Raw genomic sequence first — 15,959 nt, forward strand, 5'->3', positions numbered from 1 at the left:
ACGTATCCACATCATCTTGGCTCGGAAACGCGAAGGACTGGGGATGGCTGCAATCGTTCTGAACAACGTCGACAAGATCTACGCGGGCGGGGTGAAGGCCGTGAACGGCCTCAACCTCGAGATCAAGGACGGCGAGTTCATGGTGCTGGTCGGCCCGTCGGGCTGTGGCAAGTCCACGGCCCTGCGGATGATCGCCGGCCTGGAGGACATCAGCGGCGGCGAGATCGTCATCGGCGAGCGCGTCGTGAACCACCTTCCCCCGAAGGACCGCGACATCGCGATGGTCTTCCAGAACTACGCGCTGTACCCGCACATGACGGTCGAGGAGAACCTCGCCTTCGGCCTCAAGCTGCGCAAGATGTCCAAGACGGAGATCCAGAAGCGCGTCAACGACGCCGCCCGCATGCTCGGCCTGGAGCAGTACCTCAAGCGCAAGCCGGCCGCCCTGTCCGGTGGTCAGCGCCAGCGTGTCGCGATGGGCCGCGCCATCGTCCGCGAGCCCCAGGCCTTCCTCATGGACGAGCCGCTGTCCAACCTGGACGCCAAGCTCCGCGTCTCGATGCGCGCCTCGCTGAACCAGCTCCACGAGCGCCTCGGCGTCACCACCGTGTACGTCACCCACGACCAGGTCGAGGCCATGACCCTCGGCGACCGCGTCTGCGTCCTGCGCGACGGCGTCCTCCAGCAGGTGGACACCCCGCAGAACCTGTTCGACGACCCGGTCAACCTGTTCGTCGCCGGCTTCATGGGCTCTCCGGCCATGAACTTCACCTACGCCGAGCTGATCCGCGACAACGGCGGCGCGGCCGTGGCGTTCGCCGGCTACCGCCTCCCCGTCCCGGACTCGACCTTCGCGGAGAAGCCGGGCCTCGACCGCTACATCGGCCGCAAGATCATCCTCGGCATCCGGCCCTCCGACTTCGAGGACGCCGGTTCGGCCAGCGGCAACAGCGCCGGGTGGGTGCGCATCCCGGTCCGCGCGAACGTCACCGAGGAGCTGGGCTCGGAGATCAACGTCCTGTTCACGATCGACGCCCCGCCGGTCGAGCACAAGGACACCGTGGCCGCCGCCCACGACGGGGACGACGAGGAGACGACGCTGCCGCTGGCCGGCGACAAGTCGCTGTGGACCGCGCGTGTCAACGCCCGCAGCCACGTCCGTCCCGGCCAGGAGATCGAGCTGGTCGTCGACACGCACAACCTGCACTTCTTCGACGTCGACTCGGGCCTGTCCATCGGCCACGAGGCCAACATCGGCCGCTGATCCCGGTCACCCCCGCCGTACGTAGGGCGGCGGGGGATTTCCGGCGGAGCGCGGGCGCGGTACGCGCCCGCGCTGTCGTTCGTCACCGGACGGCGCCCCGGCGGAGGCCCGCACCGGCCTTCCGAGCATGACCTCGTCGCGCCGGTGGCGCGCGGGGAAGCCGTCGCCCCGGAGGCGGCGCGTGTGGAACGCGTGGAAGCGGCCGCGCCGCAGGCAGGCATGGGAAAGGAACGCGGCGGCCGTCGCGGCGGTGACCGCGGCCGCGGCCCCCGCGGGCACCCAGCCGAGCGCGACCGCGAGCCCGGCCGTCCCGGTGCCGGCCGAGACGCCGCACAGGGCGGGCGCGGCCTTCCGGGCCTGCCCGGACCGCCGCGGCCGGCGGGCGGCGTACGCCCCGGCCCCCACCACGGCCGCCAGCGCCGGCAGCAGCAGCCCGGCCGCGATCACGGTGGTGCCCCGCCCGGCCGTCAGCGCGGCGGCCGCGCAGGTCAGGACGAACCCGGCGAACAGCGAGCCGGACGGCCCGAGCCGGACTCTGCCCCGCGCCCTGCCGTACGGGAGGGCGCCGAGGAACGCCCCGGCCGGGGCGGCCGCGAGGACCGCGAGGAACGGGTCGCCCAGCACGAGCGCCGTCCCGGCGAGGAACGCGCCGGTGACGGCGGCGACCGCGGCCAGTGCGCCGCCGAGCCGGTCGAGCAGCCCGTACGCGTTGGTCATCGCGACGATCCACATGACGCTGACCGGCCCGTCGAGCCAGTCGCCCGTCAGCGTCACCTGCACGCCGCACAGCACGACCCCGCCCGCCGCCACCGACTCCACGATGAGCCGGGTGGCGAGTGGCAGGCTGCCGACGTCCGCGATGAGGCCGAGCAGCGCCACCGCCGCGGCGGCCAGCAGGACCGCGCTCACCCGCCGGTCCGGCAGGCCGAGGACCGCCGTCGCGGCGCCCGCCGTGGCCGCCGCCAGCGTCACCCCGCCCAGGTAGGGGACCGTACGGCGGACCGGGCGCAGCCCCACGGTGGCGAGCAGGCAGGCGGCGGCTCCCGCGAGCACGGGCGCCAGTGCCGGAATGGACGCCAGTGCTGGAATGGATGTCAGTGCCGGAATGGATGCCAGTGCTGGAATGGACGTCGGTGCGGGAACGGGCGTCAAAGGCTCCCCACCTCCGACCGCGTCGCGCCGCGCAGCGCGCGGTAGAGGGCCTCGGTGTCGGCCACCAGCCGGTCCACGCAGAAAGCGCGCGCGGTCCACGCGCGGGCCGACTCGCCCATCCGCCGCGCCAGGCCGGGATCCACGAGCAGCCGTACGACGTGGTCGGCCATCTCGTCCGCGTCGGGTTCGGTCAGGAACCCGGTGCGGCGGTCCATGACGACCTCAGGGACGCTGCCGACCCGGGTGGCCACCACCGGCAGGCCCGCCATGCCGGCCTCCACGAGCGCGAGCGGCGTGCCCTCACTGTCGGAGGTGAGCAGCACCACGTCGGACGCGGCGTACACGGTCTCGACGTCCCGGCGCCACCCGAGCAGCCGGAAGGAGTCCCACATCGGCATGACGGCCCGCTCCACCTCCTCCTTCAGTTCGCCGCTGCCGCAGACGAGGAACCGGGCGCCGGGCAGCCGGGCGAGGACCGCCCTGGCCACCTCCGCGAGCCGGTCGGGCCGCTTGGCCTTCTTCAGCCGCCCGACGTACGCCACGACCGGCGCGTCGAGCGGGACGCCCAGCGCGGCGCGGGCCTGCGCGCGCTCGGGAAGCGGGCCGAGCCCGGCGCCGGGCGGGATCACGACGTACTGCTCGGGCCGGCCGACACCGGCGGCGAGGAGGTCGTCGCGCACCCGGGCGCCGACCGTGACGAGACGGTCGGTCATTTTGGCCAGCCGGCGCTCGATACGGAGGTAGACGGCCCGCCGGGGACGGGACAACTGACCGTCGAGGAGATGGCCGTGATAGCTGTGCACCCGTGCCGCGCCGACACCCGACAGCCGCACCGCGAGGCGGCCGAGCGTGCCCGCCTTGGTGGTCCTGGTGTGCACGATGTGTGGCCTGAACTCGCGCATCGCGTTGGCCAGCCGGAACAGAGCCCGGTAGTCGTCGGCCGGCTTGATCGCGCGGCCGAGGCCCGGCACCCGGTGGACCGGGATCGTCACGTCGCGAAGCTGCAGGTGGTCGCCTTCGCCGCCGTCGACGTATCCGGTGTACAGACGGTGGTCGAACTCCACCGCGCTGAGCCGCTCGCACAGCCCGGTGACCTGGGTGGCGGGACCGCTCACGTTCATCCGGGCGATTATCTCCATGACACGAATCCGGTCGTCCGGTTTCATGCTGGCTCCTCCCTGATCATGTGGAGAAGCTAGCCCCTGGTCCCACCCCCGACGGGGTGCCCGGACGCCGCCGGAAGAGACTTTTCCCTATCCGTACCCAAGCCTTAAAGCGGTCCCGTCCGCCAATTCCGGGATGACGGCGGGGTCGCTCCTACAGTCGTAGCGTGGCGGAGAAGCTGGTGGTCGTGGGCCAGGACGGCGCCGGGCTGCCCCTGGCGATGCGTGCCGTGGAGGCCGGGTTCCGCGTCGTCGGCCTCGACGAGGACGAGTGGCGGGTCAAGCGGCTGAACGCGGGGGAGCCCTGCGTCGAGGGAGTCGGCGCGGGCGCGCTGGCCGCCGCGCACGCCTCCGGCCGGTACGCGGCCGGCACCGACGCGGCCGACGCGTCCGGCTTCGACGTCTGTGTGCTCACCTCGCCCGTGCGGATGCGGAACGGCGCCCCCGACCTCGGCCCGCTCGGCGCGGCCGCCGGCCGGGTAGCCCCGTTCCTGCGGCCGGGGGCGACGGTGGTGCTGGAGGGCGTCGCCTACCCCGGCACCACGGAGGAGTTCGTACGGCCCCTGCTCGAACACGGATCGGGGCTGTGCGCGGGGGACGACTTCCACCTCGGCCACAGCCCGCACCGGGCCGCGCTGGGCAACCCGCGCTGGCGGCTCGGCAACACGCCCAAGGTCGTCTCGGGCATCGACGCCGCCTCGCTGCGGGCGGTGACGGACTTCTACGGCCGGCTGGTGCGGGAGACCGTCCCGGTCTCCTCGCCCCGGGTGTCCGAGCTGTGCGCCCTGCTGGAGAGCGCCCGCGCGCACGTCGACGCGGCCCTGGCGAACGAGCTGTCGATCTTCGCCGCGCACCTCGGCGTCGACGTGTGGGAGGCGGTCGAGGCCGCCGCCACCACGCCCTTCGCGCATGCCGCCGCGACGCCCGGCCCCGGGGGTGAGGACCCCTGCCTGCCGCTCGACATGGCGTACCTGCCGTGGGGGATCCGGCGCGGGGTGGGACGGACCTTCCGCCTGGTGGAGGCGGCCAACGACGTCAACGCGCACATGCCGGCCCAGGTCGTGGACCGGCTGTGTCTCGCGCTCAACCGCAGGTGCCGCTCGATCAGGGGCAGCCGGATCCTGCTGCTCGGGCTGTCGCCGGTCGAGGTCGCCAAGACGCTGTGCCGGCTGGGCGCCCGGGTGCGGGCCGCCGACCCCCGGGCCGCGGACTGGGGCGCCCACGACCTCGTCGTACCGGCCGGGGTCGAGGTCGTCGAGCCGGACGCCGCCGAGCTGGCGCGGGCGGACGCGGTCGTCGTGCTCGGCGGGCAGGACTGCTACGACTACGACCTGGTCCAGCGGGCGAGCCGGTTCGTCTTCGACACCCGGGGCCGCTGCCGCGGGCCGAACGTCGAGCGCCTGTGAGTCAGCGATAGCGCAACTTCGCCATGCGGCCGACCAGGTTGAGCGGCAGGAGCCTGGCCAGCGCCGCGACCGCCTTGTAGCGGGCCGACGGGACGCTCACCCAGGCCCCGCGGGCCAGGTCGCGCATCGCGCCGGCGGCGACGCGGTCGGCCGACAGCCACGCGAAGCGCGGCAGGCCGGACATGTCGAGCTCGGCCCGGTCGTGGAACTCGGTCCGCACGAATCCCGGGCACAGCGCCATCACCCGCACGCCGTGCCGGTTGACCGTGTTGGCCGCGGAGGCGCTGTAGTTCACCACCCATGCCTTGGAAACGCTGTAGGTGCCGCCAGGCAGGAACGCCGCGACCGAGGCCACGTTGACGACCCCGCCCCGCCCCTTGGAGATCATGTACGGCAGGGCCCCCCGGGTCAGCCTCAGCACCGCCTCGCAGTGCAGCCGCAGCATCCGGACCTCGTCCTCCACGGGAGTGTCCAGGAAGCCGCCGTGGTGTCCGAACCCGGCGTTGTTGACCAGCAGGTCGACCCCGGAGCGCAGCCGCTCCTCGGCCGCCGTCATGCCCTCCTCGGTGGTGAGATCGGCGCGCAGCGGCTCGACCCGCACGCCGTACCGCTTGTGCAGGGCCTCGGCGGAGGCGGCGAGCCGCTCCTCGTCGCGGGCCAGCAGGACCAGGGAGAAGCCGTCGGCGGCCAGACGGCGCGCGAAGGCGGCGCCGATGCCGGCGGTCGCGCCGGTGATGAGTGCGGTGGGCATGACGGCAGCGTACCCACCGCACGGGTCGACTCGTCCGGCTCCGTAGCGGGGTCACAGCTCGGCGGTGCGGCGGATCAGCTCCTCGACCTGCGCGCTCAGGCGGGCGGCGCGGGGCCACCCGGCGTACAGGGTGAGGAACACGACCGTCTCGCGCAGCTCGGCCGGGGTCAGTTCGCCCGAGCGCAGGGCGGTGTCGAGATGCAGTGCGAGCATGTCGTCCATGTCCTGGCCGACGAGCAGGCCGAGCAGCAGCAACCGCCGTTCCCTGACCGTGAGGACCTGCCGGGACCACACCTCGGAGAACATGCGCTCCGCCGTCGAACCGAAGAAGCCGTCCGGCCCCTCGCCGGTGCCGTCCTCTTCGTAGACCTGCTTCATGTCCTCCAGCCCCTCCCACGGCGATTCCTGACGTCATGCATCAAGTTGTCGTGTTCGAGGCAGTCAGGCGTTACATCGCCGGCCCATCCGGCACGGCTGTTCGACGTGCCGCGTGCGCTTCCGGTGGTCGTCCGCTGGGTATCGCCAGAAAGCAGGAGTCCGTCGCCGCCGCCGGTCCGGTGCCGCGGGCGACCGGCAGTCGCGTTACCTCCATGTAACGAGAGGAATCAGAATTCGGAAAAGATTCGGTCTAGTTTTATGGCGCGTCGCCGACTTACCGTGAGATGTACAGGTGGAAAACGGGCACTACTACCTCGTAGACCCGCAAAAGCGGAGGTTGGGCCCTGGTGGAAAAACCGCGGGTAAGGGCCGGGGCGGTGGGCACGGTCGTGGGGGCGGCGATGGCCGCCTCCTTGCTGTCCGGCTGTGCCGGCCCCGAATACACGTACGTCCGCGACGACTCGGGCGGCACCTATTTCAAGGTCCCGGCGTCGTGGCGGCAGATCGACCAGAAGACGCTCGACGAGGCGGTCTACGGCGAGACGGAGTCGGCCGCCGCGCAGGTGCAGAAACAGCTGGTGTGGACGACGGCGTTCGACGCCCACTCGCAGCCGGCCGCGGGGCATCTGCTGCAGGGGTCGCCCGGAGCCGACGACCAGCCGTTCGTCTTCGTCAAAGTGGAGAAGCTCACGGAGGACGCGCAGAACGCGGTGTCGCTCAACCAGCTCCGCAACTCCGCCGGGCTCTACGTGGCCGTGCCGCAGGAAACGCGCAAGAAGATGGAGGAGGCCACGGCCTACAAGGGCTTCGAGTTGCTGGCCGACGAGGTCTTGCCCGTATCGGACGGCGTGCGCGGGGTGCGCAGCGTGTTCAACTACCGGCTGCTGGGGGGCCCGGTGCAGACCTTCGACGAGACCGCCTACCTGTCCGCCGACGGGACGACGGTCTCCACTCTCCTGATCCGCTGCTCGCCCGCGTGCTACCGCCAGCGGGCCGCCGAGATCGACACCGTCGTCAAGTCCTTCAAGGTCAAGCACCTCATCAATCCGTGAAGGAGCCCCTCACATGAGCACGGCCCTCCCTCCGAAGCACCACGAGGGGCTTCGCGAACCGGGGTCGGGTCCGGTGGACCGCGACCCCCTCACCAGGAAACGCCTCCCGATGTGGGACCGGACCAAGTTCCTGATCCTGCTCGCCGTCGCGTTCGGCGTACTGGTGTGGAACGAGATCGCGACGTTCCCCGGGATCATCTCGCTGTACGACGCGGTCGTCCGTACGGTGGCGAACGCCTCCTGGGTCCTGTGGCTGGCGGGCGTCGAGGTGCTCCGGCAGATCCACTTCCTGATCAGCGAGCGGTCGGCCGGCTACCACCGGTTCTGGACCCGCAAGGTCTTCGGCGGCTGGAACCGCTGGACCCACCGCAGGTTCAGCGACTGGAACCGCTACCGCATCTCCCGCGCGATCAAGTGGTTCGTCTGGATCGCGGTCATCGCGCTGGTGCTGGGCAAGGTGCAGCAGGTCTCGCCGCTCGAGGCGCTGTTCGCCGTACCGGCCACCGTGTGGGGCTTCCTTCCCATGGTCCTGCAGCTCATGCTGATCATGGTGGTCGCCGTGGGGCAGTTCGTGGCGATCTTCTGGTTCCTGTCGCGGGGCGGCGTCGACGTCTACTACCCCGACGACATCAAGACGCGTTTCTCGGACGTCTGGGGCCAGGACCACGTCGTCGAGCGGGTCAAGGAGAACATCGTCTTCCTGGAGAAGCCGGACGAGATCGAGGCCAGGGGCGGCTACGTGCCCAGCGGCATCCTGCTGTGGGGCCCGCCCGGCACCGGCAAGACGCTGATGGCCGAGGCGGTCGCGGGCTCCACCGGCAAGCCGTACGTGTTCGTGGACCCGGGCGCGTTCATCAACATGTTCTTCGGCGTCGGCGTCCTCAAGGTGAAGTCGCTGTTCCGCAAGCTGCGCAAGCTGGCCCTGCGGTACGGCGGCGTCATCGTCTTCTTCGACGAGGCCGACTCGCTCGGCAACCGCGGCGCGCTCGCGCAGGGCGGTCCGGGCGGCTGGGGCCGCTCCGTGCCCGCGCCGTTCGAGAACTCGGGGTGCAACGGCTTCGCCTACCTCGACCCGCACACGCGCACCGTGCTCGGCCGCCACGCCACGGGCCCGGCGCCCGAGGCCGAGCCCGCGCGGATGCCGCGCACCGGCGCCTTCGTCAACCGCCTGATGTACGGCGGGGGCATGGGCGGCGGTGGCGGGATGGGCACGCTGGAGGCGCTGCTCACCGAGATCAGCGGTCTGAAGAAACCGCGCGGCTTCGTCAACCGTTACGTGCGCAGGCTGCTCGGCATGCGGCCCAAGCCGCCGCCGAAGTACCGCATTCTCATCATGATGGCCACCAACCTGCCCGAGGCCCTGGACGAGGCGCTGCTGCGGCCGGGCCGCATCGACCGCATTTACAAGGTCGGCTACCCCTCGAAGGCGGGCCGGATCCGTACCTACAGGGGCTACTTCGACAAGGTCAGCCACGACCTCACCGACGAGCAGATCGACAAGCTCGCGACGATCACGCCGTACGCCACCGGTGCGACGATCAAGGACCTCGTCAACGAGTCGCTGATCACCGCGATCCGGGACGGCCGGGAGACCATCACCTGGTCGGACGTCATGCGGGCCAAGCGGCTCAAGCAGCTCGGGCCGCCCGAGGACGTCGAGTACATCGAGCGCGAACGGCACGCTGTCGCGGTGCACGAGGCGTGCCACGCGGTCGCCGCCTACCGCACCCGCCACCACCTGGAGATCGACCTGGCGACGATCGAGAAGGGCGCCGACTATCTCGGCATGGTGGCCAGCATCAAGCCGGAGGACCAGTTCACCCGGTGGAAGTCGGAGTACGAGGCCGACATCATGGTGTCGCTCGCCTCGCTGGCGGGGGAGCGGATGTTCTTCGGCGAGGACAACTCCTCCGGCGTCTCCGGCGACCTGCAGAGCGCGACCGCGATCACCGGCCTGATGGAGGCCCACTGGGGCATGGGCATCGGGGTCGCCTCGCTGCCCGCGCTGCAGGAGCTCGGCCTGCGCGAGGGCAAGGCGGCCCAGCCGCAGCCCGGGGGCGGCGGCATCGGCTTCACCGGCACGCCTGCGGGACGGCGCGACGAGATGGTGCCCGACATGCTCCCCGAGCGGATCGAGTTCAACCTCAGCCGGCTGCTGGAGAAGACGGCCGAGCTGCTGCGGGAAAACCGCCGCGAGGTGCTGTCGGTCGCGCACGCCCTGGAACAGCACAAGACGCTCAACGGCGACGACGTGGTCGCGGTCATCGAGGGCAGGATGGGCCCGCTGATCGACGGCATCGTCTACACCTCCGACGAGTTCTACGAGGAGATCGAGGCGTACCACACGGCCGCGGTGGCGGCCCACAAGGCGCACAGCGAGGTCCCGGTCGAGCTTCCGCTGCCGCGGACGCGGGTGATCGAGGCGTCGGTCGTGGCGTCCTCCGGGGGCGCCGCGCCGGTGCTGGTCGCCCCTCCGCCGAACGGCGTGGCCGGCGGCAACGGGCACGTCCCGGCGGCCCAGCCGGCGGCGCCGGACTTCGTGCCGTGGAACGGCACGCCGCCGCCGCTCCCCTCGGGGGCGCTGTTCGACACGCCGCCCGCCGCGACGGCCCGCCGGTCGAACGGCGCGCTGTGGGCGGTCGTCGGAGTCGTCGTGGCGGTGGTGCTGTTCGTGCTGCTGGGGGCGCTGCTCCTCGCCCCGCCGCAGGGAGCCGCAGGGGCGGCCGCGGTCGGCGGCGTGCCCGCCGGCACGGCCGTGCTGCTGGCCGTCGCGCTGGTGGCGGTGATCGGCGGCATCGCGGTCGCGGTCCTGCTGGTCCGCTCCCATCAGGCGGGGCGGCGGCGGGCCGAGGAGGCCAGGGACCGGGCGGCGGACCGGGCCCAGCTGCTCGCGGCGGCCATGGACCCCGAGGTCGCGATGCGGCTGCTCGGCTACGACGGCCGCCGAGGGCCGGAGGCGTAGGTCACCGATCCGATCCCCGGTGGGGCCACAGCCCGCCGGGGATCGGCGTGTTCCCGGCCTGGTGAAGCGCGTTGCCGCGGCCCGTCGGGCGAATGCTCTGATGCCGTCACGACTTTGTCCTACCGCAAGCGAAAGTTCTTGAAACTTGTCTGCAACTTCTTCCATATGTTGACTAAAGAAGGTAATTTGGCGCCCACTTGAGGCCATGAAGACCGTTTCGGCGGTGCTGGCCCCTGCCTTCCGTCACGGAACCGCGGGCCCACCACCCCCCAGTGGGCCCGTGGTTCCGTGACGTACGAGATGGAGGACTGTCACCATGTCACGTAAGCGACTGCTCGCTCTGGCGGCGCTGTCCGCGATCGTCGCGCCGGCCTTCGCCGGCACCAGCGCGCTCGCGGCTCCCGCGGACGATTCCGCGTTCCGCGTGCTCGTCTTCTCCAAGACCGCCGCTTTCCGGCACGACTCGATCCCCGCCGGTGTCGCGGCGATCCAGAAGCTCGGCGAGGAGAACGGCTTCGCGGTGGACGCGACGGAGGACGCGAACGCGTTCACCGACGCGAACCTCGCCAAGTACCAGGCCGTCGTCTTCCTGTCCACCACCGGCGACCCGGTGAACCAGCCCGAGCAGAAGGCGGCGTTCGAGCGCTACATCCGCAACGGCGGAGGATTCGCCGGCGTGCACGCCGCCTCCGACTCGGGCTACACCTGGAGCTGGTACGGCGGCCTCGTCGGCTCCTACTTCCGCAACCATCCGGCGCAGCAGAACGCCACGGTAAAGATGGTGGGCCAGGGCGCGGCGTCCAACCGCGGGCTGCCGAACCGCTGGAACCGCTGGGACGAGTGGTACAACTTCCGCGGCAACCCCCGGGACGCCGGAGTGCGCGTGCTCGCCGAACTCGACGAGACATCCTACAACCCCGGCTCCGGCGCCATGGGCGACCACCCGATCGCCTGGTGCCACAGGTACGACGGCGGGCGCTCCTGGTACACGGGCATGGGCCACACCAAGGAGTCCTTCAGCGACCCGCTGTTCCTGAAGCACCTGCTGGGCGGCATCAAGATGGCCGCCGGAGCGGCGAGCTTCCCCTGCGACCCCCACGGCGACTGAGGGTGAGCGGGGAACGTCCGGGCACGTGACGCGACCCCCGCTGCCGGAGCCGATCCTCCGGTGACCGAGGCACGCCGTCCGATGCGTTCATCGGGCGGCGTGCCCGCGCGTGCCGGGACCACGGGGCCGTCGAATCCCGCGCGGCGGTCCCCCGGCGTCAGAGCCGGAAGTCCAGATCCGGCGTGATCTCCGCCACGTCCATCTGGGCCTTCTGCAGGCGGCCCGAGTAGTCCCAGTTCATCGCCTGCCAGCGGGTGAACTGGTCGAGCACCCACATGCCGCTCTGCCTGCTGCCGTTGCCCGACTTGCCGTTCCCGCCGAACGGCAGATGGGCCTCCGCGCCGGAGGTGGAGTTGTTGACGCTGACCATCCCGGCCGACACGCCCTCGCGGAAGCGGAACACCGCCTTCGGGTCGGTGGTGTAGATGGACGACGACAGGCCGTATCCCGGCCGGTTGGCCAGGTCGATCGCCTCGTCGAGGGTGGAGAACGTCGTCACGCCCACGATCGGGCCGAACGTCTCCTCCAGGAACAGCCGGTCGTCCGGGCGGACGCCGTCCACGACCACCGGGTGGTAGTAGAGGCCGTCGCCGTCCATCCGCCCGACCGGGCCGGGCAGCACGGTGTGGTGCGGCTGGATCCAGCCCAGGTAGTCCTCGTACCGCTCGGCGAACCTGTGGTCGAGCAGCGGGCCGTACAGGACGTCGCCGTTCGGGTCGCCGATCTTCGCGTCGCGCACGGCGGCGGCGAACCGGCGCAGGAACTCGTCGTGCACGTCCTCGTGGACGATGACCGTGCCGAGGGAGGTGCACCGCTGCCCGGCGGTGCCGAACCCGGAGAACAACGCGCCCTCGGCCGCGAGGTCGAGGTCGGCGTCCGGCATCACGACCATCGGGTTCTTGCCGCCGAGCTCCAGGCAGGGCGACTGCAGGTGCCGGCCGCACAGCTCGCCGACGGCTCGGCCGACCGCGCTCGACCCGGTGAAGCCGACCTTGTGCACGGTGCCCTCGCCGAGCGCGCGGTCGAGACCCGCGTACGTCTGGTCGCCGCCGGCGAAGACGAGGTTGAGCACGCCGTCGGGGAGGCCGGCCGCCGCGAACAGCCGGTAGAGCGCGTGCGCGGACGCCGCGGCGTACTCCGCGGGCTTCCACACCACCGCGTTGCCGCACAGCAGCGCCGGAACCAGATACCACGAGGGCACGGCCACCGGGAAGTTGCCGGCCGTCACGACCGCCGCCACGCCGACGGGCACCCGGAAGGTGAACAGGCTCTTGTCGGGCATCTCCGACGGCACGGTCTGCCCGTAGAGGCGGCGGCCCTCGCCCAGGAAGAAGTCGCAGGTGTCGACGATCTCGCGGACCTCGCCCAGCGCCTCGGCGTACGGCTTGCCGATCTCCTCGGTCACCAGCCGGGCCAGCGCCTCGGTGTTGGCCTCGACCAGGCGGCCGATCGAGGCGATCACCCGTCCGCGCACGGGGGCGGGGACGCGTGCCCACTCCCGCTGGGCCGCCGCCGCGGCGCGGCACGCGCCGGCGAAGCCGTCCGCGTCCGCGAGCAGGACGGTCGCCACGGTCTCTGCGGGCCGCGCCGGGTTCACCGACTCGTACGGCGTGCCCGAAGAGAGCTCCTCACCCGCGACGACGGAAACGATCTGCCGAGCCACCGCTGACCTCCGGAAGTGTTGCTGGTGCCGAGCCTCGATTACACAGTATTTCCACGCGCGGTGCCCGGCGACAGGCCCTCCTGCAGGGCGACCGCGGCGGCCTGGGTGCGGCTGGTCACGCCGAGCTTGGCCAGGATGTTGGAGACGTGCACGCTGACCGTCTTCTGGGAGATGAACAGCCGCTCGCCGATCTCCCGGTTGGCCAGGCCGTCCGCGACGTGGGCCAGCACCTCGCGCTCGCGCGCGGTGAGCGCGGCCAGCCGTCCCGGTTCCCGGCCCGTGGTGGCGGCCGGTGCCGAGGTCCCGTCGTCCGCGGCGGGCAGGCCCGGCGCGGGGGTCGGCGGGCCGTCGGTCGTGGCGGCCGTCGTGCCGGTGGCGGTGGCGGTGGGGTCGGGGAACCCCGCCCGCGCCCCGACCGACCTGAGCGTCTCCAGGAAGGGTTTGGCTCCGAGCGTGGCGGCGACGCGCACAGCGTGGTCCCACTCGGCGCGGGCCGCCGCGCGGTCGCCCGCCCGCAGCAGGCTCTCGGCCAGCCGCCACCGCGACCGCGCCTCCTCGTACACGAAGCCGAAGCCGAAGGCGTCGGTGGCGCGCCGCCAGACCTCCGGGTCCGCCGTGCCGTGGGCGCGGTGCCACTCGGCCTCCGCCCGGGCCAGCCAGGCACCGCCCTCCGGCCCCAGCCGGGCGCGCGGGCCGTTCGGCCCGTTCTCCGCCGCCCACCGCGCCCGGCGCAGCAGGTCGTCGCAGGGCTCGCCGGTCCGGCCGAGGTCGGCCAGCGCCCACAGGCCGGTGGCCGCGATGCGGATCACCCCGGGATCGAACGGCTCGAGCGTGGCGATGACCGCGCCGGCGTGGTCGAGCGCGGCCTGGGGGTCGCCGCGCCACAGGGCCTGCTCGGCCGCCATGCCGCGCGCCATGTAGCCGACCAGTTCGTCGGACCAGAACCGGGTCAGCCACCGCAGCCTCTCGTCGGCGCCCGGGCGTCCCCGGCCCACCTCCACGAAGAGGGCGAACGAGGACAGCCGGGCCTCCGCCAGGGTGCCGACCCGGACGCCGAACCCTCCGGCCAGCCGTTCGGCCGTCTCCCAGTCGCCGTCCGCGTAGTGCACGAGGTAGTGCAGGAAACGCAGGTCGGTGCCGTACGTGCTCCAGGCGAGCCCGGTCTCGCCGGCCAGCCGTACGCCGTCCTCGGTGATGCGGGCGGCCACGGCGAGGGCGCCGTTCTCGTAGTGGATGCGGGCGAGGTTGAAGCGCGCCCGCAGGTCGATGGACAGGTCGCCCGAAGGCCGGCGGGTGGCGCGTGTGAGCAGGTCGACGGTGTGCTCGACGCCGCTCGCCGACTCCTCCTCGATCAGGGCGAGCGTGACGAGGGCACTGGCCTCCGCGTCGTGTGCGCCGGTCGCCTGTGCCACCTCCAGCGCCCTGGACGCCGTCGCGGCCCCCTCGTCGTAGCGGTACTCCCGGAACAGGGCGCGGGCGTAGGTGGCCAGGGCCCTGGCCAGCAGTGGGCTGTGCGGCGCGATGTCCACGGCCTCCCGGGCCACGGTGATCGCCTCGGCCTCGTCGCCGCCCGCGTCCGCCAGACAGTAGGACAGCCGCTCGCCGGTCTCGGCGATCAGAACCGGGTCGCTCGCCTCGCGCCGCAGCCGCCGCAACTGCTCCGCCGCCCGGTGGTAGTCGCCGCCCGCGGCCGCCGCGGCGGCGCTGGCCAGCGCGATCCTCGCCCGGCTCTCCCCGGCCAGCCGGTCGGCCTCCGGCACCTGGTCCCAGACCTCCAGCACCCGTTCGAAGTGCCGGTGCGCCTCCGCCGGCGCGCCGAGCCCGGCGGCCAGCCGGCCGGCCTCCACCGACGCCCGCAGCGCGCCCGGCAGGTCGTGCCCGGCGAGATGGTGATGGGCCAGTTCGGCGGGGGAGCCGCCGCGTTCGGCGAGCAGTGTGGCGAACGTGGTGTGCAGCCGGGTCCGCTCGCCCGGCAGCAGGTCGTCGTAGACGGCCTCCTGCAGGAGCGCGTGCCGGAACGCGTACCCGTCGCTGCCCGCCGTGAGCAGCCGCCGCGAGACGATCTCGCGCAGCGCGTCCTCCAGCGGCAGGTCGCCCAGCCCGGTCGCGTCGCGCAGCAGGTCGTGGCCGACGCGGCGACCGGCCACCGCGGCGACGCGCAGCACCTGGCGGGCGGTGTCCGACAGGGTCTCCACCCGGGCCAGCAGCAGGTCGGCGAGCGTCCCGGGCAGCCGGGCCCGTTCCGCGCCCGCCGCCAGCAGCTCCTCCGCGAAGAACGGGTTGCCCCCGGCACGCTCGATCACGGTCCTCAGACCGTGTCCCGCCATCGGTCCCGCGGCGGCCTCGCCGTCCCGGTCGAGGACGGCGAGATACTCCGCCATCTCGTCGTCGCCCAGCGGCGGCAGCTCCACGGAGGTGACCAGCGGCAGCCGGCGCAGCTCGGCCAGGACGGGGCGCAGCGGGTGACGCCGGTGCAGGTCGTCCGTACGGTAGGTGCCGACGAGGCAGACCCGCTCGCGCTGCAGCATGCGGGTGAGGAAGACCAGCAGGTCACGGGTCGAGCGATCGGCCCAGTGCAGGTCCTCGAACACGAACAGGACCGGCTGCCGCCCGGCCACCTCCGACAGCATGTCGAGCACCGATCCGAACAGGCGCTGCTGGGCGAGCCCGCCGGTGGTGGACTCCGTCGGTCCCGCCTCGTCGCCGGGCAGCAGGCGACGCAGCGCGGGACGGGCCGCGACGGCCGGAGCGACCGGCCCGCCGGGATCGGCCGCGGCGCCGCGCAGGGCGTCCGCCAGCGGCAGGTACGGCAGGGCGTCGCCGAGCTCGGCGCACTGGCCGACGAGCGTCACGAACCCCCGCCGCTGCGCGAGGTCGCACAGCTCGGTGACGATCCGGGTCTTGCCGATCCCCGCGTCGCCGCCCACCAGGGCGACCCCCGCGAGCCCGGCCGCGGCGGCGCCGAGCACACCCGCGAGCTGGTCGAGCTCGGCAGAACGCCCGATCAGCACCTTTCGCGGCGTACGTGCAACCACGCAGGTGAGTATGGCACGCAGCCCT

General features: G+C 72.6%; 11 protein-coding genes. 5 read left to right on the forward strand and 6 right to left on the reverse strand.

Annotated features, from left to right (window positions below):
* The first annotated feature begins 43 nt into the window (after positions 1-43).
* On the forward strand, positions 44-1,264 hold the full coding sequence (locus HHX30_RS06650; protein WP_169980432.1) for an ABC transporter ATP-binding protein: 1,221 nt from the start codon (positions 44-46) through the stop codon (positions 1,262-1,264).
* A gap of 6 nt (positions 1,265-1,270) precedes the next feature.
* Here the strand turns inward: HHX30_RS06650 and HHX30_RS06655 are convergent, their stop codons facing one another.
* Both HHX30_RS06655 and HHX30_RS06660 read right to left on the reverse strand, forming a co-directional pair.
* The gene (locus HHX30_RS06655) at positions 1,271-2,317 is read right to left on the reverse strand and encodes a hypothetical protein (protein ID WP_169980434.1); all 1,047 of its coding nucleotides are present in this window, start codon (positions 2,315-2,317) and stop codon (positions 1,271-1,273) included.
* Positions 2,318-2,412: 95 nt separating this feature from the next.
* Positions 2,413-3,582, reverse strand: a complete 1,170-nt coding sequence (locus HHX30_RS06660) for a glycosyltransferase (protein ID WP_169980436.1) — start codon at positions 3,580-3,582, stop codon at positions 2,413-2,415.
* Between the two features lie 164 nt (positions 3,583-3,746).
* Between HHX30_RS06660 and HHX30_RS06665 the strand changes: the two genes are divergently transcribed.
* Positions 3,747-4,985, forward strand: coding sequence for a nucleotide sugar dehydrogenase (locus tag HHX30_RS06665; RefSeq protein WP_169980438.1), 1,239 nt, complete (start codon positions 3,747-3,749; stop codon positions 4,983-4,985).
* A 1-nt stretch (position 4,986) separates the two neighbouring features.
* Here the strand turns inward: HHX30_RS06665 and HHX30_RS06670 are convergent, their stop codons facing one another.
* Both HHX30_RS06670 and HHX30_RS06675 read right to left on the reverse strand, forming a co-directional pair.
* On the reverse strand, positions 4,987-5,736 hold the full coding sequence (locus HHX30_RS06670; protein ID WP_169980440.1) for an SDR family oxidoreductase: 750 nt from the start codon (positions 5,734-5,736) through the stop codon (positions 4,987-4,989).
* A gap of 51 nt (positions 5,737-5,787) precedes the next feature.
* A complete protein-coding gene (locus HHX30_RS06675) occupies positions 5,788-6,114 on the reverse strand; it encodes a carboxymuconolactone decarboxylase family protein (RefSeq protein WP_169980442.1) in 327 nt (108 codons plus the stop codon).
* A 347-nt stretch (positions 6,115-6,461) separates the two neighbouring features.
* Here HHX30_RS06675 and HHX30_RS06680 point away from each other — a divergent pair, with 347 nt between their 5' ends.
* The 3 genes from HHX30_RS06680 to HHX30_RS06690 all read left to right on the forward strand — a co-directional run bounded on the left by HHX30_RS06680 (position 6,462) and on the right by HHX30_RS06690 (position 11,236).
* Positions 6,462-7,166, forward strand: coding sequence for a hypothetical protein (locus HHX30_RS06680; RefSeq protein WP_169980444.1), 705 nt, complete (start codon positions 6,462-6,464; stop codon positions 7,164-7,166).
* A 13-nt stretch (positions 7,167-7,179) separates the two neighbouring features.
* On the forward strand, positions 7,180-10,128 hold the full coding sequence (locus HHX30_RS06685; RefSeq protein ID WP_169980446.1) for an AAA family ATPase: 2,949 nt from the start codon (positions 7,180-7,182) through the stop codon (positions 10,126-10,128).
* 316 nt (positions 10,129-10,444) lie between these two features.
* Complete coding sequence (locus HHX30_RS06690) at positions 10,445-11,236, forward strand: ThuA domain-containing protein (protein WP_169980448.1); 792 nt, start codon at positions 10,445-10,447, stop codon at positions 11,234-11,236.
* A gap of 157 nt (positions 11,237-11,393) precedes the next feature.
* Here the strand turns inward: HHX30_RS06690 and HHX30_RS06695 are convergent, their stop codons facing one another.
* On the reverse strand, positions 11,394-12,899 hold the full coding sequence (locus tag HHX30_RS06695; protein ID WP_169980450.1) for an aldehyde dehydrogenase family protein: 1,506 nt from the start codon (positions 12,897-12,899) through the stop codon (positions 11,394-11,396).
* A gap of 38 nt (positions 12,900-12,937) precedes the next feature.
* Positions 12,938-15,934 (reverse strand): helix-turn-helix transcriptional regulator, encoded by a 2,997-nt coding sequence (locus HHX30_RS42545; protein ID WP_169980452.1) that lies wholly within the window; start codon positions 15,932-15,934, stop codon positions 12,938-12,940.
* Between the last annotated feature and the right edge of the window lie 25 nt (positions 15,935-15,959).

Source organism: Microbispora sp. H10836, assembly GCF_012999525.1.
Classification (GTDB): domain Bacteria; phylum Actinomycetota; class Actinomycetes; order Streptosporangiales; family Streptosporangiaceae; genus Microbispora.